The sequence below is a fragment of the Streptomyces sp. NPDC093221 genome, assembly GCF_044753885.1.
Lineage (GTDB): Bacteria > Actinomycetota > Actinomycetes > Streptomycetales > Streptomycetaceae > Actinacidiphila.
Window position 1 is genome coordinate 430,696 of sequence record NZ_JBIVOA010000003.1, and the last position, 24,114, is coordinate 454,809.

The following is a 24,114-nucleotide window of genomic DNA, read 5'->3' on the forward strand; positions in this document are numbered from 1 at the left end:
GGGCGCGGAAGGCTGCGGCGCAGCCCCGTAAGCGCGCCCAGGCTCCCGCCCGGGCGGAAGCGGAGCCGGCAGCGGAGACGCCAGCGGACACGGCAGGGGGCACGGCGGCGGTGGCGGACGCGCAGCCCGAGGGCGGCGCTCAGGAAGCCGCCGCGTCCGAGGCGGCGCCAAAGCCCGCGAAGCCCACGAAGGCCGCGCCGAAGCGCGCTGCCGCAAAGCCCGCCGTGAAGACCGCGGCGGCCGAAGTACCCGCTACCGCAAGCAAAGTGACGGAGCCTCAGAAGCAGCCCGAGGCCGCTCCCATGGCCGCCGCGGCGGCGAAGGCGGCACAGAAGCAGGCGGCGGAGGAGCCCGCCGTGAAGGCCGCCAAGAGCGCGAAGACGGCGGCCAAGGCGCCGGCCGGGACTCCGGCGAAGGCGCCCGCGAAGACACCCGCGAAGGCGCCCGCGAGAACCGCGGCCAAGACGGCGCAGACACGGAAGACCGCGGCGGCGGCCCCGCCCGCGGGCGCGGCGAAGAAGGCGGCGGGGACCAGGCCCCCGGCGAAGGGGCGGAAGACGGCACCGGCCGCTTCGAAGGCGGTGCCGTCCCAGGCCCCGGCCGAGGCCCCGGAGCCCCAGGAGCCCGCGGCCGGGACGCCGACTCCGGTCAGCAGCACCGGACTTGTCGCCCTCCTCCAGGAGAAGGGCGCGCTCGCGCCCGAGGCGGCGCTCGTCGTCCTCAAGGGCTCGCTGGTCGCGCTCGCCGCAGCCCACGAGGCCGGTGGAGCCCACGGCGACATCGCGCCCGAGAACGTCCTGCTCACTCCCGAAGGCACGGTCCAGCTCGTCGACGCCGAACCGGCGGCTCCCGCCCCGGATCAGGCAGAGGCGAACGCCGAGCCGGACACGCCCGAGAACGTCCTGCTCACCCCCGAAGGCGCGGTCCAGCTCACCGACGCCGAACCGGCGGCTCCCGCCCCGGATCAGCCGGAGGCGAACGCCGAGCCGGACGCCGTACCCTCCGGCACCCCCTACAGCGCGCCCGAGCGGTGGGCGGGCGCCCCGGCGTCCGCGGCCTCCGACGTCTACGCGGCGACGGCCGTCTTCCACCAGAGCCTCACCGGCGCGCCGCCGTACGCGGGTGCCACGGCTGCGGAACCGGCGGCCCAGCACGCCGAGGCGCCGGTCCCGGCCGAGCAGGCTCCGGAGCCCGTACGGCCGCTGCTCGCACGCGGGTTGGCGAAGGACCCGGCGGAACGGCCGCAGAGCGCGGCCGAGTTCGCCGCCGAGGCCGAGGCGGTCGCCGTCGCCGCCTACGGCGAGGACTGGGAGGAGCGCGGGCGCGGTGAACTCGCCGCGCTGGTCGTCCTGTTGGCGGCGCCGTCCGGCGATGCGGCGGCGGAAGCGGCCCAGCAGCCGCAGGCCGCCGCCGTACCGGTCGCCGTGGCCGCGTCCGCCGCGTCCGGGGCTGGCGCGCCGCCCGTACCGCCCAAGCACGCGCCCCACCACGCCCCCGCGGGCGGCCCCGAGGCTCCCGCACCCCGCTTCAGCCGACGCGCGAAGGTCCTCGCCGTCGTCGCGGCGGCCGTGATCATCGCGGGCGCGGTGACCGTCACGGCGGTGGCGACCGGCAACAAGAGCGACGACACCCCCGTGGCGGGCCCGACGCCGACCGCCGTCACGTCGCTGACCGCCACGACGCCGACCACCGCGCCCGCCACCCCGTCCCCCACCGTCAGCCTGTCGGCGTCGCCCACGGTCAACGTCTCGCCGACCGGCACACCGACGACGGCGGTCACGCCCAGCAGGACCGTGTCGAGCACGCCCACCGGCACGCCGAGCACGCCGCCCACCACCGCGCCGACCACCCCTTCGGCCGACCCGACGACGACCGGGAAGCCCGCTGCCGGGCCGCACGTGGCGTCCATCGCCGTCACCGGTTTCGACTGCCCGACCGGCAAGCGCCGCACGGCGACCGCCACGGTGTACGTCACCTACGACGGCACCGAGGCGGGCGCCTTGCACCTGACGTGGTGGCACAGCGCCACGGGCAAGCCGCAGGGCGCCGTCACGCTGGCCCGGCAGACTGCCCAGTTCCCCAAGGGCGCGCAGAGCTACACCTTCACGGACCGGTACACGTTCACCCCGGACCGCGATCACCCGTACGTCGGGCTGTCCGTCTCCAGCGACCCGGCCGCCGACTCCGGCAATGGCACCTACGGAGTGGGCTGCCGCTGACCCTCCGGCACGTGTCCGGCACCGCGCGGAAGGCGTCGCGCGGTGCCGGGCACGTGTCAGTGCGGGCGTCAGGGCACCGCAGGTGTCAGGACAGTGCAGGGTCAGGACATTGCAGGCGTCAGGCAGGTATCAGGACAGGCGCCAGGGCAAGTGCCGTGCGCTCACCGCGTGAAGATTCCGGCGACGAGGTTGATGGCGGTCGCGAGAATGCTCGTACCGAACAGATACGACAGCAGTGTGTGCCGCAGGACGACCGCGCGGATCGTCGAACTGGAGACGTCGGTGTCGGAGACCTGGTAGGTCATGCCGAGGTTGTAGCTGAAGTAGAAGAAATCGCGGTAGGCCGGGGCCTCGTCCTCGGAGTTGAAATCGATCCCGCCCTCGGACTCCTCGTAATACAGATACGCGTACCGTGCCGCGTACATCAGATGCAGTGCGGCCCAGGCCATGAAGACGCCGATGAGCGCGGTCGCGGCATGGGCGGTGTCGGAGTTGCCGAGCAGGAACACGACGATGCCGATGAGGCCGCAGAGCGCGACCGCGACGACCACGATCTCCTCCGCGAGCGGTCGCAGGTCCTCGCGCCGCGAATTGTGGCGGGTCGCGGCGGCGTCCATCGGCCACAGCACGCACCAGCCGACCACGACGAAGAACGACTCGGTGGCCGCGATGGCCGAGAGAATTCCCAGCGGCGTGTCGGTCGACGACCCCACGCACGCCCCGACCACCGCCCCGAAGGCGACCGAACCGGCAAGGCGCGGAGCCGCGGACGGCGAAAACCGGATACTCGTACTCACAGGCCGTAACGCTAGTGGTTCACCGCTGTCGGCACGGCAATGGCCGCGCAAAAGTGCCGTACCGGATCGGCGCCGGGGAATCGGCCCGGGGATTCGGTCCGGGGAATCGGTCCGGGGATTCGGCGGGATTCGGCACGGGATCGCCTTCCCTACGTGTCGAGGCGGACGGTCATCTCCACCGTCACGTCGTCCCCCTCGGAAAGCCCCTCCGGTTTGCGCACGGCGTTCTTGAGCGGCAGCAGATAGCCGCCGTCCTTGGGAAAGAGCGAGGTCGCGAAATCGGTGCCGCCGATCCGGGCCAGCACCGGGATCACCCCCCACCCGTACGAGGCCGTCGTCGCCACCTCGCGGATGTCCGCGGACTCCTCCTCCGGCACGGGCACGAAGTAGTACGGCGCCGGTCCGCGCCACTCCACGACCCGCCCCGCGAACACCAGCTCCACGCCCCCAGCCCCTTCTCCCACGTCCTACGTCCCGCGTCCCGCGCGTCCGTCGGGGACAGCCAGGCTAGACCAGTACGGGTTACGTCTCGTCCGCGCCCGCGCCCGGAGCGGACCCAGCGGGCGGAGAGGGCGGGGCGGGCGGGGCGAAGTGGATGGGGGCGGTGAAGTTGGCGCGGCGGGCGGCGCGGCGGAAGGTGATGAGGGCGGCGGGGCCGGCCAGCAGGATGGCGACGAAGTTGGTGACCGCGCGGCCGGTGTCCCAGCCGAGGGAGGTCGCCACGTCGAAGGCCAGGTAGCGGTGCCACTGCTCGGTGAAGGGCAGGCCCGGCAGGTAGGCGATGGAGCTGCCGGGGTCGAGCGAGAAGGGCCAGAAGGAGAGGTTGAGCAGGAAGCCGAAGAGGTAGCCGGACGCCGAGCCGTAGGCCGCGAGCATCAGGATCTCGGCCCTGCCGCGGGCGCGCGGGAGGAGCCCGGCGAGCATCCCGACGAAGGCGCAGCCGAACATCTGGTACGGCATCCAGGGCCCGACACCGCCGGTGAGCAGCGCGGACGCGAAGAGGGACGTGCAGCCGAGGGTGAAGCCGAAGCCGGGGCCGAAGACGCGGCCCGCGAGCACGAGGACGAAGAAGACGGTCTCGATGCCCGCGGTGCCCGCGCCGAGCGGGCGCAGGGCGGCGTTGACGGCGGACAGCACGCCGAGCATGGCCAGGGCCTTGGCGTCGATGCCGCCGTCGGCGATCTGGGCGAAGACCACGGCCAGTACGAGGATCAGCAGGACGCCGAAGATCAGCGGCGGCGCGTAGGAGGTGCCGAAGCGGCCGGGGGCGACGACGAAGGGCCAGAAGAAGGCGACCAGGCCGATGAAGGCGGCCAGGACGATGGTGACGACGGCCGTCGCGTGCATCCGGACGGCGGTGGTACGGCCCGTCCAACGCCCGGCCGCGCCCTTGCCGTTGCCCGCGCCCCCGCCCGTGTGCGTGGCGCCCGTCCTGGCCGTGGCCATCACTTCGCCTCGGCTTCCGCGAGCGCGTCCGCGACCTGACCGACCGTCAGGTAGGGCAGCGGGGCGAGGATCTTGGCGGCCTGTGGCGCGAAGGCCGGTGAGGCGACGATGACATCGGCGGTGGGGCCGTCGGCGACCGTCTCGCCCTCGGCCATGACGATCACGCGGTCGGCGCTCGCGGCGACGAACTCCACGTCGTGCGTGGAGATCACGACGCTGCGGCCCTCGGCGGCGAGCGCGTCCACGATCCGGATGAGGGCCTGCTTGGCCTGGTAGTCGAGGCCGCGGGTCGGCTCGTCCAGCAGGACGACGTCGGGGGCGGTGGTGAGCTGGATGGCCAGCACGAGCGAGAGCTTCTGGCCTTCCGACAGGTCGCGGGGGTGGGTGTCGTCGGGGATGCCGGGCGCGAGCCGGTCGAGGATCACCCGCGCGGCGCTCGGGGCCGCCCCGGCCGACTCCCGGTCGGCCTGGGCCAGTTCGGCGCCGACCGTCTCCAGGTAGAGCAAATCGGTGGGGGTCTGCGGGACCAGGCCGACGCGGCGGCGCTCAGGTCCCGACGTCGTACGCCGTCCGCCGAACCGCCGTGCCGAGGCCCCCGGCTCGGGTGCGGCCGGGTCCGCGCCCTGAGCGAACCGTACGGTTCCGCCCTGTCGCGGCCCGGCGCCGTGGACCGCCCACAGCAGGGACGACTTGCCCGAGCCGTTGCGGCCCATCAGCGCGGTGACCTCACCGGCCCGCAGTTCCAGGTCCACCTCGCGGACGGCGACCACGTCTCCGTAGCGCACGACGATCCCGCTGGCGGTCAGCAGCGGTGTGCCCGTGCCGTGCGAGACGCGGACCGGCGGCACCGGGCGTCCGGCGAGCCGTTCGCGCAAGGGAACTGCGGCGCGGCGGGCGTCGCGTACGGACAGCGGCAGCGGTTCCCAGCGGGCCAAGCGGCCGAGGTCGACCACGGGGGGCGCGACCGAGGCGGTACGGAAGGCGACGGACGGCGGGGCGGAGGTGACGGTGCCGTCGCCGGTCAGGTGCAGGACGCGGTCGGCGTACTGCACGACGCGCTCCAGGCGGTGTTCCGCGAGCACGACGGTCACCCCGAGGTCGTGCACGAGCCGGGTCACGGCGGCGAGGACTTCCTCGGCGGCGGTCGGGTCGAGCGCGGAGGTGGGCTCGTCCAGCACCAGGACCTTGGGGTGGGCGGTGAGGACGGACCCGATGGCGACGCGCTGCTGCTGGCCGCCGGACAGCTCGCTCAGCGCGCGGTGCCGCAGGTCGGCCAGGCCCATCAGATCGAGGGTCTCCTCGACGCGCTTGCGCATGACGTCGGCGGGGACTGCCAACTGCTCCATGACATAGGCCAGTTCCTCCTCGACGGTGTCGGTGACGAATCCGGCGAGCGGGTCCTGGCCCACGACGCCCACCACGTCGGCGAGTTCACGCGGCGGGTACGTCGCGGTGTCGCGGCCGTCGACGGTGACACGGCCCGCGAGTGTGCCGCCGGTGAAGTGCGGCACCAGGCCGTTGACCGTGCCGAGCAGCGTGGACTTGCCCGCGCCGGTCCTGCCGACGACCAGGCACAGTTCACCTTCCTCCAAGGTCAGGTCCACGTCCCGCAGCACGGGCTGCTCGGAGCCCGCGTACACGACGCTGACCTGGTCGAATCGGATCACAGCAGGGCCTCGCTGGGCTTGTCGGCGGTTTCGGCGGTGGTGGCGGTCGCGGCGGCTCCGCCGGGCGGCACGGCGGAGCGCCCGGCCGTGGCGCTTCTCGCGCTCTTCGCGCTCTTCGCGCTCTTCGCTCTCTTCGCGGCGGATGTGCGCGGCGGGGGCGGCGCGGCGAAGGCGGCGGTGCCCGCGAGCAGGATCGCGGCGGCGGGCAGCCACGGCAGTGACGGCCAACGCAGCGGATACAGGCTGGGGTTGAGGTCGGCGGCGTTGTAGCCGACGGTCAGGAACAGCACGGCGGCGGTGGCGACGCCGCACAGCGCGACCACCCACTCCGCGGACCGCCAGGGGTCGGGTCGGTAGCTGGTGCGCCGTATCCGCCGCCCGCCGAGCGCGAGTCCGGCGCAGCACAGCAGCGACCCGCCGAGCATGGCGGGCAGTCCGAGCGCGCGCGGGGTGGTGCCGTCCAGCAGCCCGTAGATGCCGGTGCACAGGCCGAGCATGCCGCCGAGCATCAGGACGGCGGTGGTACGGCGTGAGGCGCGGGTCGCGGTGCCGGCCCGGCCGTAGCCGCGCGAGTCCATGGCGGCGGCCAGGTGCAGGGAGCGTTCCAGCGCGTCCTCCAGTACGGGGATGAGGATGCCGCGCAGCGCCCGCAGCCCCTTGGCCCGGTCGGCCCGCAGCCGTCGGGCGCGCGCCACCCGCTGGACGCTTTCGACGAGTTGGGGGGCGACGCTCAGCGACACCGTGACGGCGACGCCGAGTTCGTACAGCGCGCCGGGCAGGACGCGCAGGGCCCGCTTGGGGTTGGCGAGGGTGTTCGCGGCGCCGATGCAGCACAGCAGGCAGGCCAGCCGCAGTCCGTCGGTCGCGGCGGACAGGGTGGCCTCGAGCGACACCGGGCCGCCGAGCTGAATTCCCGCGTACCAGTGGGGAGTCGGGATGTGCGGCAGCGAGAACATGATGTGGTCGGCGGGTGTGATGCCGGTGGCGAAGACGCAGCGGAAGACGACGCGGATCGCGACGACCGTCAGCGCGAGGTACAGGTAGTACTTGAAGCCCTTCGCCCAGGGGGCGTCGGTGCGGCGCTCGGTGACGACGTAGCCGAGGACGACCAGGACCAGGCCGAGCAGCAGCGGGTTCGTGGTGCGGCTGACCGCGGTGGCCAGGGCGATGCCCCAGATCCACCAGGCGACCGGGTGCAGGGTGCGCGGCAGCCGCCGCCCGGTGTGCGGGGAGGCGGCGGCGCGCGGCGGTACCGCGGCGGCGTGCGCGGGACCGCCGGTCGGGGACGGAGGCGGGGCGGTGGACACCGCGCTACTCCGCGTTCCGCCGCCGCCGGGTCCTGACGACGATGAATCCGGCGATCACGGCCACGACGGCCGCGGTCAGGGCGAAGGGCAGGACCGAGCCGGACGAATGGCTCGCGGCGGCGGTCGGCTCCGCGTCCTGTGTGCGGGGCTGCCCTGGCGACGGCGTTGCGCCCGTGGCCGTGCCCGTGCCCGGCGCGGTGCTCGCGGACGCGGTCCCGGTGGGGGTCGCGGTGGGCGGGGCCGAGGTGGTGGCCGGTGTCGTACGGGTCGCGGACGGCGTGGTGGCGGCCGGTCGTGAGGTCTTCCCGGGCGCCGAGCCCGCGGCGGTGTGCGTACCGGCGGGCTTGGTCGGCCTCGGCGGGGCCGAAGTGGCTCCGCCGGACGTGGTGTTGTGCGCCCGGACGCTGTCGGGTGAGAACGTCGGACGGCCCTGCGTGCCCGCGACGTTGGTGGCGCCGAAGATCCACAGGTCCACACTGCCGGGCTTGGGGTGGTAGCTCATCGCGCCCAACTGGCTGTAGGACCAGGTGTTCTGCCCCGCGTCGGCGTGCCAGTACGACCAGTAGGCGGTCGCGGGCGGCGTCAGCACACAGGGGGCGTCCTTGGACGTCGGATACTGCTTGCCGCCCTGGTAACCGGCGTAGCCGATCCGGCAGATGAAGGCCGGACCGTCGTGCTGGGTGCCGGTGGTGGCCCAGCCGCCCTGGTTCAGCAGGGTGTAGCCGGTGGTGGGCGTGGTGCCGCAGGAGCGCAGCAGCGGGCCGCCCCAGTGGCTGAAGTCCACCGCGAGCACGACGCCCTTGGTGGTCGTGCACGCGCTCATCGGCTGCGCGGTCGCCATCGCGGGCGCCGCGCCCACGGTGAGCCCGCCGCACACGGCGGCGAGCGTCAGCGCGAGCGCGGTGACCGTACGGGCGAGGACCGATCGTGCGCCGGGCCGCCGTGGATGGCAGGACGCGCCTGCGACGGGCGCCGCCCGCCGGGCCGTTGACCGCATGCCATGGGCCGACCGAATGCCGTGGATCACTGGTGCCTCCCGCCCTGTTGTGCGGTGCGCCGCCGCCGTACGGTCAGCGCGCTGCCCAGGGCCAGCAGCAGCGCGGCGAGACCGGCCGCGGCGAGCACGCCGGTGCCGGTGGCGGCCAGCGAGCCGCCGCTGCCGCCGGAGTCCGTGCCGCCCGCGGAGCCGGACGAGCCGCCGGAGCCGGAAGAACCGGACGATCCGCCGGTGGAGCCGCCGCCCGAGGGCGCGATGGGCGCGAGCGCGTGGGTGAGCGTGGTCAGCGGGGTGCCCGCGAGTGCCGGGACGGCCTGGGTGCTGGACCGCAGGTCGGAGTCGCCCGCCGCGGCGGTGATCCGGAAGCCGCCGTCCTTGTTCTGCGTGGTGCGCAGGAACTTCTGCCCGTCGCGCGCCTGTTGGGGCCGGATCTTGTCGGTGGCGAGCAGCGCCTGGACGGCGAGCGCGGTGGAGTTGCTGCTGACGCCCGCCGCGCCCTGGTAACCGCCGCTGGACTGCTGGGCCTTGACGAGATACGTACGCGCCTTGGTGACCGCGTCCGCGTGTCCTGGCACCAGGACGAGCGCCTGGAGCGCGTAGCCGGTGGTGTCCACGTCGGAGGCGCAGTCGGCGCCCGGCGCGTCCAGCGTGGAGGAGAAACCGCCGTCCGCGCACTGGAGTTGGAGCAGCCGGTTCACGGCGGCGGCGGGCGGGGTCTGGCCCGCGCGGGCCAGGGCGAGGACGCCGAGGGACTGGGAGACCGTCGAGTACGCCTGGTCGAAGTCGCCGGGGGCGGTGCAGGAGCCGTCCTCGGCGGCGGCCGTGCAGACGTGGCCGCTGAGCGTGCCGATCAGGTCGAAGCCGCCGAAGTGCCGCGGGTCCTGGCCCATGACCTGGGCGAGCACCGCGAGTTTGGCGGTGGCGCCGCTGTACGGGCCGGGGTAGGCGGAGGTGCCCGCCGGGTCGGCGTAGTCCGCGACGTGTCCCGCGAGGTAGCCGGTGACCTTGGTCAGCGTCGGGTCCTGGCCGCCGGTGGAGGCGAGCGCGAGGGCGAGGTCGGCGGTCAGACCGTAGTCGGGGCCGTAGGTGCTGGCCAGGTGGTCGCTGCCGTCGAGCTGCTCGACCAGGTACGCGGCCCCTTCGGCTGCCGCCTTCTGGTCGGCGAGGTCGCGCAGCAGGGTGCCGAAGGAGGTGCCGACCGCGCCGCCGACGGCCTGCGTGGAGGCGCGTACGTCGGACTGCTTCTGGTCGGTGTCGGAGGCGACCCGGAAGCCGCCGTCCGCGTTCTGCTGCGCGGCCAGGAACGCGCGCGCCTTGGCGATCTGCGCGCGGTACCCCGTGCCGCCCAGGGTGAGGCCCTGGACGGCGAGGGCGGCGGAGTTGACGGAGTCACCGGCCGCGCCCCGGAAGCCGCCGTCGCCGAGCTGCTTGCTCGCGATCCAGGCCGCGCCCTTGGCGACCGCCTTGGCCGCGGCGTCGCCGGGCACCAGGTCGAGGGCCATGATCGCCATCGCCGTGCTGTCCACGTCCTGGTCGCCGGCGGCCGGGATCAGGCTCGGCCAGGCGCCGCTGGAGTCCTGGAGGCTCTCCAGGTACGCGACCGGCCCGGCCGCCTTGGCGGTGTCACCCGCGCGCAGTTGGGCGATGACGCCGAGGGACTGGGAGAACACCGAGGTGGCGTAGGCGTAGTTGTTCCTGGCGGCGCAGCCGCCCGAGGTGTCGGCCGCGGCGCAGACGGTGGCGTCGAGCGCGGCGATCAGGTCGTGGCCGCCGAAGGCGCGCGGGTCGTTGCCGGTGACCTCGGCCGCGACGGCCTCCTTGGCCAGCGAGCCGCCCTGCGCGTAGGAGGTGCCGATCAGCGTCCAGTCGTCGATGCCGCGGCCGGAGCCGTCCCTGCCGTGCTGGAGGAAGTCGGTGATCCCGGCGAGGGTGTCGTCGGCGCCGCCGGTCGCGGCCAGCGCGAGCACGCCGTCGACGGTCAGGCCGAAGTCGGCGAAGCCGGTGTTCTGGCCCGCGCCGGACTCGTAGTAGTGGCCGTCCACGAGATTGCCGCGGTTGATGAGGTACGCGACGCCCTTGGCCAGGTCGGGGGTTGCCGCGGCCGGGGTGGTCGGTCCGGTCGTGGGCGGGGTGGTCGGCGCGGTCGTGGGCGGGGTCGTCGGCGCGGTGGTGGGGGGCGTCGTCGGCGGGCTCGTCGGGGTGTCGCCGTAGGTGAGGCTGCCGAGGTCGCTGGAGGTCACGGCGAGGACGGCGGCGGTCGAGGCGTACAGGTCCGGGTCGGTGCCGCCGGAGCCGTCGGAGGCGAAGCCGCCGCCGTCGGTCTGCCGGGCGGCGAGCCAGGAGCGGGCGGCGGCGGCGCGGTCGGTCTGCGCCAGTACGGTCAGCGCCTGGGCCGCGGAGGAGGTCGTACCGGTGTCGCCGGAGGACGCCCCCTCGTACGCGAGGTAACCGCCGTCGGCGGACTGCGTCTTGGTGAGGTACGCCCGCGCCTTGTCCAGCACGTCGCCGGTACCGGGCAGGTGCTTGAGGGCGACGACGGCGTCGGCGGTCGAACCGGGGTCGGACGTGCAGCGCTCGCCGGGCGAGAGCATCGAGCCGGAGAATCCGCCGTCGGCGCACTGCATCCCGGTGAGCCGGTCGACGGCGGGCCGCGGCACGGTGGCGCCGCCGCGGGCCAGCGCGAGCAGGGCGCGGGCCTGGGTGCCGGGCGAGAAAGCGCCGTGGAAGTCACCGGCCGCGGTGCAGTTGCCGAGGCTTCCGGCCGCCGCGCAGACGTTGTCCGTCAGGTCCTTGAGCAGGTCGTGGCCGCCGAAGGAGGTGGGGTCACCGCCCAGGATCTCGGTGAGCAGCGCCAGGTTGGCCGCCGCGGCCGGGCTCGGCACGGTGACCGTGGAGTCGGGGAGCAGGTAGTCGTCGGCGTGCGCCGTCAGAAAGGCGTCGATCGCGCGGATCGTGGCGTCGGGGCCGCCGGCCGCCGCGAGTGCGATGGCGGTGTTCGCGGTGGCGGCGAAGTCGGTGCCCCAGCCGTCGAAGACGTGGTCGCCGTCGGTGAGTTGCCTCGTCAGCCAGGTGGCCGCGGCCGCCGTGTCGGCCTGTCCGCCGGGACCGGTCGGGGGCGTGGTCGGCGGCGTCGTGGGCGGGGTGGTCGGCGGCGTGGTGGTGTCGTGGGCGCGGACGGAGTCCGGTGTGAACGAGGGACCGCCGGTGCTGCCGCCGATGTCGGTGGGACCGAACACCCACGCCTCGACCTCGCCGTCCTGCGGGTGGTCGCCGAGCGCGCCGAGCGGGCTGTACGTCCAGGTGTCCTGTCCCGCGGGCGCGATCCAGAACGACCAGTACGCGTTCGCGGGCGGGGTCAGGACGCACGCCTCGTCGGCGGTCGTCGGGTACTGCGTGCCGCTGTCGAAGCCGTCGTTGCCAATCCGGCAGATGAAGCCGGGGCCGTCGTGCACGGTGCCGGTGGTGGTGAATCCGGCGTTGTGCAGCAGATTCATGCCCGTGGTGGGGTGCGCGTCGCAGCCGCGCAGCACCGGGCCGTTCCAGTGCCCGTAGTCCACCGCGACGATCGCCCCCGAGGTGGGTGTGCAGTCGCCGATCGGGTCCGCGCCCGCCGGGGTCGCCACCGAGACCAGTCCGGCCGTGAGGCTGCCGAAGGTCAGCGCCGCCGCGGTGAGCAGGACGACGATGCGCGGCCGTCTGTGACGGCGGCGCGGGACAAGACGAAGCACGGGTGGCCCCCCGGGTCGGCCGACGGGGAGGGCGGGCCGCGGAGGCGAGGCGGCCTGGCGGTTGACGCGGCCGTCCTGTCGTCCGTGCCGTAGTCCTCGACGGCGATCGTGACTTGCTGCTCAGCGCAGGTGATCCGGCTCGCCCGCCTCTCGGAGGGCCTACGGTTGCGGGTCAGCGCCGGACTTGGACCGGCTTCCCCTGGCTGCTGAATCGGAAATACGTTTCATAGCACCACGTCGGCGTGTGCCCCGTCAACGTGGCGGGCAGTTGCCTTCACCACTCCCCCGCGACCCTTACGTCACGCGCGTGCTGCGCTAGCCTCGGCTGGTCGCCGACTGGGGGAATCCGGTGAGAGTCCGGAGCTGACGCGCAACGGTAGGGGCCGCCTTTCGCGGTGGTCCGAGCCCGATCACCCGCTCGGAGACGCAGCACGTGCGGAAGCCTGACCACGCGTTCGGGCGGCGACCGCCTCGGCGCGGGCCGGTCGTGAGGACAGCCGTGTGCCGGGGCGCGAGGCGCCCCCTTCCAAGGAGAGTCCTCCACCCATGACCGTTCCTGTGACCGTGCCCTCCCGCACCGCCCGGCGCCGGGCACTCGCCGTCGCCGTACCGCTGGCGGCCGGAGCCCTGCTGTTCACCACGACCGCGCCCGCGCGGGCGACCTCGACCCCGGCGCAGATCGCCACGTCCAAGGCGAACGGCGTCGCCTATCTGAAGTCGCTTCAGGCCGCCGACGGCTCGTACGCGGGCAGCGGTCTGTCCAACGAGTGGGCGTTCAGCGCCTTCGCCGCCGCGGGCACCGCGGCGGCCGACGTCTCTCCCGGCGGCGACACCACGAAGAACGCCAGGACCGTCTACCGGAATCTGCTGGCCACCGCCGCGTGGCCGTCCGCGTCGCCGGTGGTGACGGACTACGAGCGCGGCGCGCTCAACGCGTACGCGGCGGGCATCGATCCGGCCCGCGTCGGCACCGGCCGCAATCTGATCGCGGACATCGCCTCGTACTGGCAGCCCGCCTCACCCGGCTACTTCGGGCCGCCCGCCAACTTCAACGGCACCGTCTTCGGGCTGCTGGCGCTGGCCGGGGCGAAGACGCAATCGGGCGGGCAGCGCGTGCCGCAGGCCCTGCTCGACGCGTCGGTGGCGGTCGTGCGCGCCAACGAGCACACCGACGGCGGCTGGAACTTCTCGAAGGCGGCGGGCGATCCGACGCAGCTCGGCGCCGCGAGCGACATCGACATGACCGGCGCGACCCTGGCGTCGCTGTGCTCGGCCGGGGTGCCCAACACCGACACGGCCGTCGTCGCGGGCAAGAACTTCCTCAAGGGCAAACTCGTCAACGCCACCGGCGCCTTCACCTCGATGTTCGGCGCGAACACCGACTCCAACGGCTGGGCCGTCTCCGGCCTGAACGCCTGCGGATTCAACGCGCAGGGCACGGACTTCACCACCGCGGCGCGCAAGACGCCGGTCGACTTCCTGCTCGCCCAGCAGTTCAGTCCGGGCGGCGGCTTCCGCTACCTGCCCACCGACACGAGCCCGTCGGCGTACGCCTCGATCGACGCGGTCCGCGCGGTCGCGGGCGGCGGCTTCACCGCCACTCCCCCGGCCCCGGTCACTCCTGGCGCGCCCGCCTGGGCCGCCACCACCGACTTCACCAGCGGCTCCACCAGCAAGCTCGCGCTCATTGTGGACAACGACGGCGGTTCGCTGAAGGTGTGCTCGGTGCCGGTCGCGGCGACCGGTACGACCACGACGCTCGGTACGGTCCTGGACGCGGCGGCGTCGTCCGCGACACCCGGCGGCTGCGTCACCGCCGTCACGCCCGCCACCGGCACGGGCACGGTCACGGCGCTCAACGGCACCGTCAACTCCGGTACGGCGACGTGGAAGTCGAGCCTGGACGGCTCGGCGCCGATCGCCGCCTCGCGCGGCACGACCGTCCACCTCGGTGACACGGTCTACCTGCGGTACGGGAGCTGACCGGCTCCCGCCAGCGGGCGCGCTTCCGCGGCGGTGACCGGTTCCGCCGGTTCGACGCCGTGGAGCGCGTGGGCCAGGACTTCGGCGCCGCGCACGACGCGGGGTCCCGGCCGGTTGAAGTAGGCGGGTCCGTCCAGGACCCACACGCGCCCGTCGCGCACGGCGGGCAGTTCGGCCCATGAGGGGTGGCCGGTCAGCAGGCCGGCCTCCTTCAGGGTGCGCTCGGGCGGGAAGCCGCACGGCAGGAGCATGACCGCTTCCGGCGCGGCTTCCCGCAGCGCGGTCCACTCCATGGGCGCGGTGTGCTCGCCCGGTCGCGCGAGCAGCGGTTCGCCGCCCGCGCAGCGGATCTGTTCCGGGACCCAGTGCCCCGCGGGCCACAGCGGGTCCAGCCATTCGATGGCGGCCACCCGCGGCCGGGGGCGGCCCGCCACCCGCTCCCGTACCGCCGCCAGCCGCTCCTCCAGCTCCGCCGTCCTGCGGGCCGCGGCCTCGGGAACGCCCAGCACGTCACCGACCTGGCGCACGCAGGCGAGTACGTCGGGCAGGGTCTTCGGCTCCAGGCTGATCACGCGCGGTCCTTCGCCGTCCAGCACGCGTACGGAGTCGGTGACCGCGCCGTAGGAGACGGCGCAGACCTGGCAGAGGTCCTGTGTGAGGACCACGTCGGGCGCCAACTCGGCGAGCAGCGCGGCGTCCAGGGTGTAGAGGGACGAGCCCCGGTGCGCGGCGCCGCCGACGGCCCGCGAGATCTCCCGGCTGCTGAGCGCGTCCGGGTCGAATTCCGCGCCGGTCACCACCGGTACGTCGGCGACCACCTCCGGCGGCCAGTCGCACTCATGGGTACGGCCCACGAGGGCGTCGCCGAGGCCGAGTTCGACGACGATGTCGGTCGCGGCGGGGAGCAGGGAGACGATGCGCATACGGGGAACGGTAGCCGGGGGGCGGGCGGGGGCTCGCGCGGCCGAGGGGAAGCGGAGGACAGGGACAAGGCCGGGTGCCACGGGTTGATCGTGGCACCCGGCCTTGGTTCAGGGGGATTCAGCGGGGTTCAGGGTCTGCGGCGAGAGGCGTTCAGCCCCGGGGTCCGTGCCCGGCGGAGCCCACGGTCAGCGGTCCGATCGCCAGGCTCGGCCGCCCGCTGGTGCCGTGCACCGCGCCTGCCGGGACCCGGACCGTCACCTCGCCGTTGCCGCGCGGGGTGACGGTGAACGTCCAGGTCGTGCCCGCCGCGCCGACGCCGTTGGCGGTGAGGCCGGTGACGGTGCCGTTGGACACCCGCAGGTCGGCGGCGGTCAGGCCGGTGACCTGCTGGTCGAGGGTGAGCGTCACCGGGATGGGCTTCCCGCGTGTCGCGCTCACCGCCGTGGTGGCCAGCGAGCCGGTGGGCGTGTCGCCGACCCGGTACGCGCCGCCGCACACGCCCGTCAGCAGCGGGTCAGCGGTCACGGCCCGGCTGCCCGAGGTGCTGAGCACATGGCAGCCGACGCTGACGCGCACCGCGAGCCCGCCGTCGTCCTGCCGGGTCGCGGTCCGCGCACGGCCGTCCACGTACACCGTCGTACCCCGGTATCCGTCGGTGACCGGCACGCTCACCGTGGCGACGGAGTTGCCCGGCACCGACACGCCGAGGTCGGTACGGTCGCCGACGCGGTGGAAGGACGCGCCGACCGTGCCCTTGACGGTCGGTGTCGTCACCGAGCCGTACGTCTGGTCGCCCGGCTGCGGACGCACGGTGAAGGTGTCGTAGCCCGGCGTGGACGGCGCGATGCCGTACATGTCGCGCGGGATGACGTACGAGGGGGCGGTGGCCCACGGGTGCGACCACGTCATGTTGCTCTTCTCGGCCGGGTCCCACGCCTCGCCGGTGGCGCCCGCGCCCAGGTCGATCATGTGCAGCCAACTGTTGGTGCCGTGCGAGGTGAGCAGGTCGAGCGCTTCCTGCGCGTGGCCCGCGTTGTACAGCCCCTGGAGCAGGAAGCCCGAGCAGTAGACGCTGCACGCCATGCCGCGCGAGGTGAGGTACGACGCGACCGCGTCGTACTGCTTCCGGCTCACGGGGACGCCGAAGGCGGCGGGGAACGCGGTCGCCTGGACCGCGAAGTGCCCGGTCGGCTTCATGTCGGCGCTGAGCCCGTCGTCGTACGCGCCCTTGCCCGCGTTGTAGAACGCCGAGTTGAGGGTGGTGCGCAGCCGGTCGGCGATCACGGTGAAGTTCGCCGCGTCGGCGCTCTTGCCGAGGGAGGCGGCCAGGACCGCCATCTGCGAGAAGTTGCTGTACGACAGGGCGCCCAGGATGGTGTTCTTCGCGGCGAAGACATAGCCGTCACGGCTGCCCTCCGGCCAGTCCACGATGGCGTCCGACTGGTCGATGGTGCCGAGCGCCGCGTTGTAGTCCTTGCTGAGCAGCTTGGGCACGAGCGCGTCGTACATCCGCTTGACCTGGTCGGTGGAGCCGGTCTGCCGCCAGTTGTCGTAGACGGACGTGATCACGTAGAGCGGCCATTCCTGCGGCCAGGTGCGGTGGTTGGCGAAGTAGTCCATCGAGTAGACGCCGAGTGTCGGGTCGTCGCTGAGGTAGAGGCTCGCCAACTGGTGGATGTAGTTGTCGGATTCGTACGGTCCGCGCTCGCGGGTCCAGGAGTCGACGTAGAAGTTCTGGTTGGTGGTCTCCACGGTGTTCTTGGCGAGCTGCCAGACCGAGACGAGGTCGGGGTCGGACGAGGTGAGCTGGGCGCCGCTCTCGTCGAACGGGTAGACCATGGCGAGGGCCTGGAGATTGTCGGCCGTGACGGGGACGGGCGAGTTGAGGACGTCGAGGTAGCGGAAGACGCGCATGCCCCAGGTGTCGACGCTCTGGGTGCCGCCGCGCAGGGTGACGACGTCCTGGTACTCGTTGCCCGCGCGCAGCTTGTAGCGCACGGTCGTCGGGTCGGACAGTTCCTCGCCGTAGCGGAGGGTGACCTTGCGTCCCGCCGTGCCGGGCAGGGTGAGGTGGACGCCGCCCTGCCAGGTCTGGCCGAAGTCGACGAGGTAGTTCCCGCTGCCCTTGTCGGTGATCTTCACGGGCCGCCTGAGCTGTTCCCGGACCTTGCCGAACGGGGTCGGCCGCAGGTCGGCGAACGCGGTCTTCGCGGTGGCGGCGGGCCACGCGGAGTCGTCGTACCCGAAGCGGCCGAAGCCGTCCGGGTAGCGGCTCATCGTGATGTCCTCCTGCGGCATGTTCCAGTAGCTGGTCCCGGTGGACTTCGCGGACGGCCAGATGTCCGCCCCTGACATGCTCCTCCAGCCGGGTCCTGTGCCGACCGTGCTCGTGCTGCCGTCGGTGTAGCGGATCACCAGATACGCCTGGAAACGCTGGTCCTTGGTGGTGTACGCGACCGCCGACAGCGCGTGCTCGCCGCCGGACCGCAGCGCGGCCGTCACGTCGAAGCCGTCATAGCGGGTCTCCTTGTCCAGCGCCTCGGTCGGGCCGAGACCCACGAACCGGCCGTCGAGATACAGCTTGTAGACGTACTGCTTGGCCGCGTCGAAGGAGGAGCCGGTCGCGAAGACGGTGGCCCAGGCGACCTGCTTGGTCCGCTTCCCGCTCTTGTCGAGCGTGAAGTCGTGGCGCAGCAGCGCCCAGTCGTTGGTGGCGTGGGAGCTGAGGCAGTCCGTGCTGGTGCCCACGGCGAGCGCGCCGTTCTGCACGGTGCCGCACGGGAAGGGCGCGCCGGTCGCGCCGAAGTCGTTGGCGTAGAGGGTCTTTCCGCTGTCGGCCGCCGCCAGGCTGGTGACCGTGACGTCGTCCGCGGTGCCCGTCTCGGTGCCGCCGGTACGGAATCCGATGCCGCCCTCGGCGAAGGCGGTGTCGGTCCTGGTGTCGACGACCTTGCCGTCGAGGAAGGTGGTGAGCGTCGAGCCGACCGCCTCGACGCGGACGTCGTGCGTGGTGCCGACGGCGAGCGTGGTGTTCAGCGGTACGGGCGTGCCCGCGCGGAAAGTGCCGTTGGTCTCGACGTGCGGGACAAGGGTGTTGGGGTTGCTGGTGTCCGACGCCCTGAACTGCCACATGTAGCCGTTGCGGACGTCGGGCGAGCGGAACCTCACCCCGAGCGCGACCTTGGTCACGGTCAGCTTCACGTCGAGGCGGTAGTCGGTCCAGGTGTCGACGGCGGGCGGCGCGGACCAGATCGGCGCGCTCGTGCCCCAGGTGGCGCCGGGTCCGGTGCCGAAGGTCGCGGGGGCCGACCACGCGGTGGCCCTGCCGCGCTCGTCCCAGACCCGCACCGACCAGGAGTAGCGCTCGGCGGTGCGCAGGGCGGCGCCGCCGTACGGGATCGCGGTCGCGGCGGCCGAGGCGACCTTCGCGCTGTCCCACACGACCCGGCCGCGGCCCGACTCGCCCTCGGTGACGCGGAGTTCGTAGCCGGTCTGGCGGCCGACCCCGGACTGCCAGCCGAAGCCGACGGTGCCGGCGGGATCGACGTCCACGGGAGCGGACAGCGATCCGACCGTCAGGTGGGAGGGCGCGCCGCTGTTCCCCACACCTGCCTGCTGCCCCGGGCCCGGCGCGCCCGGCGGCGCGGCGCTCGCGGGTCCGGCCAGCGGCTGGACCAGGACCAGGGCCGCGACGGCCGAGGCCGTGGCCAAGAGGGACACCAGTCTTCGACGCATCGTCACAGTCCGTCCACGGAAGGGGATTGAATCGTTTCACTTCATCTGCTAGTGACGTTACGGACGCGTGAACGGGTGTGTCAAGACTCCTGACGCCGGGGGCCGGTGGGCGTATGCGCCGGTCAAGGAGTCGGGGCACCGCGTGCTCGCGGGCGGGGGCTCGGGGTGCGGGGAATCGATTCAGTGGGGGTCGAATGGCCGTCGACGCCGAGGGGAGGGCCGCCCGGCGGCCTTCTTCGGCTCGGGTGGCCGTCGAAACCGCCGGGCGGGCTCGCCTTTGGCGCGCCTTCGGCTGTGTTCGTTCACGATCGAGTCGGTGCGCTGCCGGGCTCGGGCTTCGCCCATCCGCTCGGGGTGCGGTGAGGCGGGGTCAGCGCAGGCCGCCCGCTCGGGGTGCGGTGAGGCGGGGTCAGCACAGCCCGCCCGGTCGGGGTGCGGTGAGGCGGCGTCAGCGCTCCCAGGGCCAGGACGCGGAGCGGCCGGACTCCAGGAGGGGGATCATGCCGAAGGCGTGGTCGGTGAGGCCGCCGAAAGTGTGGCGGTTGCCGGTGCCCGAGGGCATGGCGCCCGCCTTGTAGCCGGCCATGTTCCACATGTAGACCGGCACGTTCTTCGGGACGAGAGCGTCGATCTCCGTTTCGCGCATGCCGCCGTGGCCACTGGCGTTGGACGGGAACCAGCCGGGTCTGGTCTGCTCGTCGGTGACCACGACGATCCGGTCGTGGCCGCGGAAGTGGGCCTTGACCGCCGACGGGATGTCGGTGCCGTCGATCCGGCCGAACTTCTCGATCAGGCGCAGGACACTGCCGCCCTTCGGCACGGCGACCGGCCTGCTGCGCATGCCGAACTCGACCAGGGTCGGGTCGGCGGCGCGTACCGCCAGGGCGGCGCCGAAGACCGCGGCCTGCTCGGCCAGGGTGATGTCCGAGCTGTTCGGCGTGGAGAAGCCGAAGCCGGGGAACATCGACGGCGAGCGGTCGGCCAGGATCAGCGTGCGGCCGGGCAGCGCGGGCACGTTGGCGAGCGAGAGGTTCAGCGCCTTGTCCAGCGCGTGGCCCCAGCGCAGCGATTCGACGTGCTTGTGGGCCGCCCAGAACCGGAACGGGAGCATGCGCGAGCGCGCCACCCGCTCCGGGTCGCAGATCGTGGCCGCGACCTGCGCCGCGGCCTCGTCGGACACCCCGGCGCGGTCGAAATTCCGCAGGTTGCGGACCAGCGCGAAGACACCCATCGACGGGATGACCGTCTCCCACGCGGCCTTGTCCATCGGGCCCTGGAGCCAGCCCGCCAGCGCTTCCCACGTCATGCCCGCTGCGGCGATACGGCTGCTGCCGTCGGTGCCGTCGGTCCGGTCACCGCCACCGCTCCCGAGGAGGCCGCGGCGGTTCCCGACCGGCACGGCCATCAGCTCGGCCCGGCTGCGGACGATCCGCAGCGCGGCCGGGATGTCGTCGCCGCGGCCGTGCCGCCGGTCGATGGCGTGCTTGAACAGGTCGCCCTGCCAGGGCTTGTCGGCGGCAGGCGAGGGATGGACGAGTTCGAGGACGTCACCGAAGCGGTAACCCTTGGACTCGGTGTCGTACTTCAGCAACGACCGCTCGCTGTAGAGACGTTGTACGGCGTCGGCGACACCGCGCTTGACGGGCTTGGGAAGCCGGCGGCCGAACGTCGAGGTCCAGTAGGCGAGGAACTCGCCGGGCTCGTCGGGCCGTTGGAGCACCGAGTCGACGACCTGCCGGGAGTAGCCGGGCGCGTCGTTGCGCAGCCGCTCGGCGGTGAACTCCGCGGCGCCGACCAGCGCCGCCGTGCGCATGTTGCCGTCACCGCGCAGCCAGGCCAGGAGCGCGGCCGTCCACCGCGGGTCCTCGATCGCCAGTCGGCGGACCAGCCGCTGGTACCGGTCGTCGCGGTCGCCGCCCTTCTCGTAGAAGGTGTCGGTGCCCACGACGTTGGATATCGCGAGCAGGAAGAGCTCGGACCGCGGGTCGCGCAGGTGGCCGGAGCCGCCCTCCGCCGTCACGGTCCGCGCGCCGGACGTGGTCACGGGCGACGTGACCCGCGGCTTGACGCCGCGCTGATTGAAACGAGACATGGAAGAGTCCCCCCGCGTCGGAGGGGAAGCCCAGCGGGGCGGTGTCCGAGATCAGGGGTCGACGACGGGAACAATGCGCTCTGGGCCGCTGAGCTACGGGGTTTCACGCCCGGTGGGATTCGAACCCACGTCTCACCATGAACAGTGGAAGTACCCGTTGTCCGCGCACCGGACACCGCCGATGCTGCGCCCCCCGAGATCAGGACGGCCGCGGTTCTGCGGGGTTCGAACCCCGCCCACCGAAGTGGTTCTACCACAAAGAAGTAACCGCGACCTGCGCACCGGGAGGTGCTGTTGTCGATCGTCAGCATAGCCACGTGCCCCGAACGTGCCGACTGATTTACCGGCCGCGCGGGCCGCACCGGCCGCGGCTCGCGGGTCGGTAAACCCGTACGCCCGTGAGCCCGTGAACCCGTGAACCCGTGGGTCCGTGAGCCCGTCCGCCCGTCCGTCCGTGGGTCAGGACAGCACGCGGTGCCGGAAGTTGCGCAGGCCCAGGGTGAGGAAGACGGCGCAGGCGGCGATCAGGACCGGGTAGACGGCGAAGAGCGACATGTGGGTGGACTCGGTGAAGGCGGCGCGCATGCCCTCGGTGATGTAGATGAGCGGGTTGACCAGGACCAGGATCTGGAGCCAGTGGAAGCCGCCGAGGTGGACGAGGGAGAGCTTCGTCCACTGGTAGTAGGTGCCGCCGAGGAAGACCAGGGGCAGGACGACGAAGCCGAACATGACGCCGATGTTCTGCGGCTGGAAGGTGGTGCCGAGCATCAGGCCGAGCGAGGTCATGGCGACGCAGGCGAGCGGGATCAGGGTGACCACGATCCACCAGTGGACGGTGAGATGGGCGTGGACGCCGGGCGCGTGGACGACCGCGGCGATCGGGAAGACGATGACCGCCGAGATCAGGGCCTGGACGGCGCCGGACAGCACGCGGGCGACGGCGACCAGCCAGATCGGGCAGGGCGCCTGCACCCGGTCCTCGATCTCGCGGGTGTAGCCGAACTCCTGTGACATCTGGATCGCGACGGACTGGATGCCCTGGAACATGATGCTGATGGCGACGACACCGGGCACGAGGACGGTGGCGAAGTCCGACTCGCCCGTCGATCCCCCGGCGCCGCCGATGCCCTGCCCAATGGTGGGGAAGACGTAGAGGAAGACGAAGACCAGCAGGAACGGCTGGACCAGTGTCCGGGCGACGAACTGCCCGAAGCTCTTCCACAGCACCCGCAGGTCCCGCCGGACGAGCGCGCCGAGGGCGGTACGGCTGGCGGCGGCCACGGAACGGCTCGGCCGTACGGTGACCGGGCGGTGCGTCGGGGACAGCGGCTGCGAGGGTCCGGCCGGTGGTGCGGTCATTCCCTCAGCTCCTTGCCGGTGAGGCTGATGAACACGGTCTCCAGGGAGCTGCGCACGATCGACAGGTCGACCAGTTCGAAGCCGCCCCGCTCGGTGCTGGCGACCACGCGCGGCAGCAGGCGTTCGTCGCCCTGGACCTGGAGTTCGACGCCGCCGTCGACCAGCCGGGTGCGGACGGCGCCCTCGATGTCCCGGGTGAGGCGGGCGGCGAGGGCTTCGTGGTCGCCACTGGCCAGTACGGTGACGATGGTGTCGGCGCCGACTCCCTGCTTGAGGGCTTCCGGTGTGTCGAGGGCGAGGATCTTCCCGTGGTCGATGATCGCCACCCGGTCGCAGAGCTGGTCGGCCTCTTCCATGTTGTGCGTGGTGAGCACGATGGTCTGGCCGTCGGCGATGAGCCCGGCCAGGATCTCCCACAGCGCGAGCCTGCTCTGCGGATCGAGACCGGCCGTCGGTTCGTCCAGGAAGAGGACGGCCGGGCGGTGCATGATCGCGCGCGCCACCAGCAGCCGCTGCGCCATGCCGCCCGACAGGTTGCCCACAGGAGAGGCGGCCCAGCGCGACAGACTGAAGCGTTCCAACGACTCGTCGGCCAGTTCGCGCGACCGTCCGGCGGAGATCCCGAACAGCAGCCCGTGGTAGTAGAGGTTCTCCCACACCGTCAGCGAGCGGTCCAGGGTGTTCTGCTGCGTCACGACCGCGATGACCTGCTTGGCCAGCGCGGGCTGCGCGACGACGTCGATGTCCCCGACGTACGCCTTCCCGCCGGTGGGGACCACGCGCGTGGCGAGCATGCCGATGGTGGTGGTCTTCCCCGCGCCGTTGGGTCCGAGGAGTCCGAAGAACTCCCCGGCGTAGACCTCGAGGTCGAGGCCGTCGACCGCCATGACGGGCGCTTTGGGATACCGCTTGGTGAGCCCGACCGTACGGATCACCGGGGGCCGTCCGCCGCCGGGGCCCGTCCGCTCCACCGCCGCCTCGACCGCCATGTCCCACCTCCCGGCTCCGCTCGACCCGCATGCCCGTCCGCCGCCCGGCCCGCGCCCGTCGGCTGCCCGATCCGTGCGCCCGCTGCTCTCGTCATCGAAACACGCCCCCGTCCGCGCGGCCCGCGACAACGGTCCGACCGGGGGACGTCGGCCGACGCGGGCGGGGGCGTTTATGATGATCGCGAAAAGCGGACCGCCCGCCTCCCGGCGGGGTCCCCGACCGCCGTCGCGGGGGCTGTGAGCGGCCAGAGGAGCGGGGCCGGGGAACAGGACCGGCGCATATGCCCAATGGCCGCGGATTCCCGAAGTGGCAGTACACGGTTGCGAAGAGCCAGTAAAGGACCCATTCGGGAAACTCGTACAGGATTCAAGGGAATGACGGCGTGAATTCATTCATTCTCACACCATCCGGGTGTTCTGAACATTGATCCGGAGGCGGCCAATAGGGTCTCCGGCGGGTCCGGCCGAGGGCCGCGGGCCGGGCGGGCAGGGGGGACAGCGCATGACCGATACCCCACGGGCGGACATACCGGATTCGCAGCCGGAACGTCGCCGTATGTGACGGGGAAAGACGGACAGGACGCTACTTACGGGGAGTGTCGCGACACAAGGCGGCGGGTCGGCGCGCGGCGGGGATCGGCGCCGAAGTGCGGCCCCGGGAGGAAGTCGATGACGCACTCATGTCACACGCGCCCCACTCACCCCAGTGGCTCTCTTCGAAATCAACCATGCTGCTATGGACATCTTGATTTGTGCTGCGTCATGAATGAGAATTCGTCCAATTGAGCGGCACGGAGTACACGCAATAGAGGCCCGCCGCGCACACCGGGGCCTCGCGCGGCGGGACAGCGCACTCACCCGCTCCGTTACC

Annotated in this window: 14 protein-coding genes and 2 riboswitches; of the genes, 2 read left to right on the plus strand and 12 right to left on the minus strand. The window is 72.8% G+C overall.

Features of this window, described 5'->3' with window-relative positions; genetic code table 11:
• Window positions 1-266 precede the first annotated feature (266 nt).
• A complete protein-coding gene (locus ACIQCJ_RS13805) occupies window positions 267-2,219 on the plus strand; it encodes a hypothetical protein (RefSeq protein ID WP_402711469.1) in 1,953 nt (650 codons plus the stop codon).
• Window positions 2,220-2,380: 161 nt separating this feature from the next.
• On the opposite strand, the gene ACIQCJ_RS13810 is transcribed toward ACIQCJ_RS13805, so the two are convergent.
• The 7 genes from ACIQCJ_RS13810 to ACIQCJ_RS13840 all read right to left on the minus strand — a co-directional run bounded on the left by ACIQCJ_RS13810 (window position 2,381) and on the right by ACIQCJ_RS13840 (window position 12,161).
• Entirely contained in the window at window positions 2,381-3,016 is a 636-nt protein-coding gene (locus ACIQCJ_RS13810) for a DUF1345 domain-containing protein (RefSeq protein ID WP_391045963.1), read from the minus strand.
• A 149-nt stretch (window positions 3,017-3,165) separates the two neighbouring features.
• A complete protein-coding gene (locus tag ACIQCJ_RS13815) occupies window positions 3,166-3,459 on the minus strand; it encodes a DUF1905 domain-containing protein (protein ID WP_355341469.1) in 294 nt (97 codons plus the stop codon).
• Between the two features lie 79 nt (window positions 3,460-3,538).
• A complete protein-coding gene (locus ACIQCJ_RS13820) occupies window positions 3,539-4,363 on the minus strand; it encodes an ECF transporter S component (RefSeq protein ID WP_401308911.1) in 825 nt (274 codons plus the stop codon).
• Between the two features lie 98 nt (window positions 4,364-4,461).
• Complete coding sequence (locus ACIQCJ_RS13825; protein WP_401308517.1) at window positions 4,462-6,129, minus strand: ABC transporter ATP-binding protein; 1,668 nt, start codon at window positions 6,127-6,129, stop codon at window positions 4,462-4,464.
• Window positions 6,126-7,340 carry a CbiQ family ECF transporter T component gene (locus tag ACIQCJ_RS13830; RefSeq protein WP_402711735.1) on the minus strand — a complete coding sequence of 405 codons (1,215 nt, stop codon included), beginning with the start codon at window positions 7,338-7,340 and terminating at the stop codon, window positions 6,126-6,128. Before ACIQCJ_RS13830 ends, ACIQCJ_RS13825 begins: the two co-directional genes overlap by 4 nt.
• A gap of 100 nt (window positions 7,341-7,440) precedes the next feature.
• Window positions 7,441-8,433, minus strand: coding sequence for a hypothetical protein (locus ACIQCJ_RS13835; protein WP_402711470.1), 993 nt, complete (start codon window positions 8,431-8,433; stop codon window positions 7,441-7,443).
• Between the two features lie 26 nt (window positions 8,434-8,459).
• The gene (locus tag ACIQCJ_RS13840) at window positions 8,460-12,161 is read right to left on the minus strand and encodes a prenyltransferase/squalene oxidase repeat-containing protein (RefSeq protein ID WP_402711471.1); all 3,702 of its coding nucleotides are present in this window, start codon (window positions 12,159-12,161) and stop codon (window positions 8,460-8,462) included.
• 106 nt (window positions 12,162-12,267) lie between these two features.
• Window positions 12,268-12,401: riboswitch (cobalamin riboswitch) on the minus strand.
• A gap of 50 nt (window positions 12,402-12,451) precedes the next feature.
• A riboswitch (cobalamin riboswitch) is annotated at window positions 12,452-12,598 on the plus strand.
• 109 nt (window positions 12,599-12,707) lie between these two features.
• Here ACIQCJ_RS13840 and ACIQCJ_RS13845 point away from each other — a divergent pair.
• A complete protein-coding gene (locus ACIQCJ_RS13845; RefSeq protein WP_402711473.1) occupies window positions 12,708-14,144 on the plus strand; it encodes a hypothetical protein in 1,437 nt (478 codons plus the stop codon).
• Here ACIQCJ_RS13845 and ACIQCJ_RS13850 read toward each other — a convergent pair.
• From ACIQCJ_RS13850 to ACIQCJ_RS13870, 5 genes are all read right to left on the minus strand, one after another.
• Window positions 14,123-15,067 carry a cobalamin-binding protein gene (locus ACIQCJ_RS13850; RefSeq protein WP_401718916.1) on the minus strand — a complete coding sequence of 315 codons (945 nt, stop codon included), beginning with the start codon at window positions 15,065-15,067 and terminating at the stop codon, window positions 14,123-14,125. The genes ACIQCJ_RS13845 and ACIQCJ_RS13850 overlap by 22 nt on opposite strands.
• A gap of 151 nt (window positions 15,068-15,218) precedes the next feature.
• The gene (locus ACIQCJ_RS13855; RefSeq protein ID WP_402711475.1) at window positions 15,219-18,779 is read right to left on the minus strand and encodes a family 78 glycoside hydrolase catalytic domain; all 3,561 of its coding nucleotides are present in this window, start codon (window positions 18,777-18,779) and stop codon (window positions 15,219-15,221) included.
• Window positions 18,780-19,251: 472 nt separating this feature from the next.
• Window positions 19,252-20,895, minus strand: a complete 1,644-nt coding sequence (locus ACIQCJ_RS13860) for a TROVE domain-containing protein (protein WP_402711476.1) — start codon at window positions 20,893-20,895, stop codon at window positions 19,252-19,254.
• A gap of 459 nt (window positions 20,896-21,354) precedes the next feature.
• Window positions 21,355-22,254, minus strand: a complete 900-nt coding sequence (locus ACIQCJ_RS13865) for an ABC transporter permease (RefSeq protein ID WP_355341444.1) — start codon at window positions 22,252-22,254, stop codon at window positions 21,355-21,357.
• A complete protein-coding gene (locus ACIQCJ_RS13870; RefSeq protein WP_391045981.1) occupies window positions 22,251-23,243 on the minus strand; it encodes an ATP-binding cassette domain-containing protein in 993 nt (330 codons plus the stop codon). The genes ACIQCJ_RS13865 and ACIQCJ_RS13870 overlap by 4 nt, the downstream gene beginning before the upstream one ends.
• Window positions 23,244-24,114: the final 871 nt, after the last annotated feature.

Bases quoted from the DNA above. Each gene is read 5' to 3' on its own strand.
- ACIQCJ_RS13860 (WP_402711476.1), bottom strand. From the start codon at position 20,895: ATGTCTCGTTTCAATCAGCGCGGCGTCAAGCCGCGGGTCACGTCGCCC.
- ACIQCJ_RS13865 (WP_355341444.1), bottom strand. From the start codon at position 22,254: ATGACCGCACCACCGGCCGGACCCTCGCAGCCGCTGTCCCCGACGCAC.
- ACIQCJ_RS13820 (WP_401308911.1), bottom strand. From the start codon at position 4,363: ATGCACGCGACGGCCGTCGTCACCATCGTCCTGGCCGCCTTCATCGGC.
- ACIQCJ_RS13845 (WP_402711473.1), top strand. From the start codon at position 12,708: ATGACCGTTCCTGTGACCGTGCCCTCCCGCACCGCCCGGCGCCGGGCA.
- ACIQCJ_RS13870 (WP_391045981.1), bottom strand. From the start codon at position 23,243: ATGGCGGTCGAGGCGGCGGTGGAGCGGACGGGCCCCGGCGGCGGACGG.
- ACIQCJ_RS13850 (WP_401718916.1), bottom strand. From the start codon at position 15,067: ATGCGCATCGTCTCCCTGCTCCCCGCCGCGACCGACATCGTCGTCGAA.
- ACIQCJ_RS13835 (WP_402711470.1), bottom strand. From the start codon at position 8,433: ATGCGGTCAACGGCCCGGCGGGCGGCGCCCGTCGCAGGCGCGTCCTGC.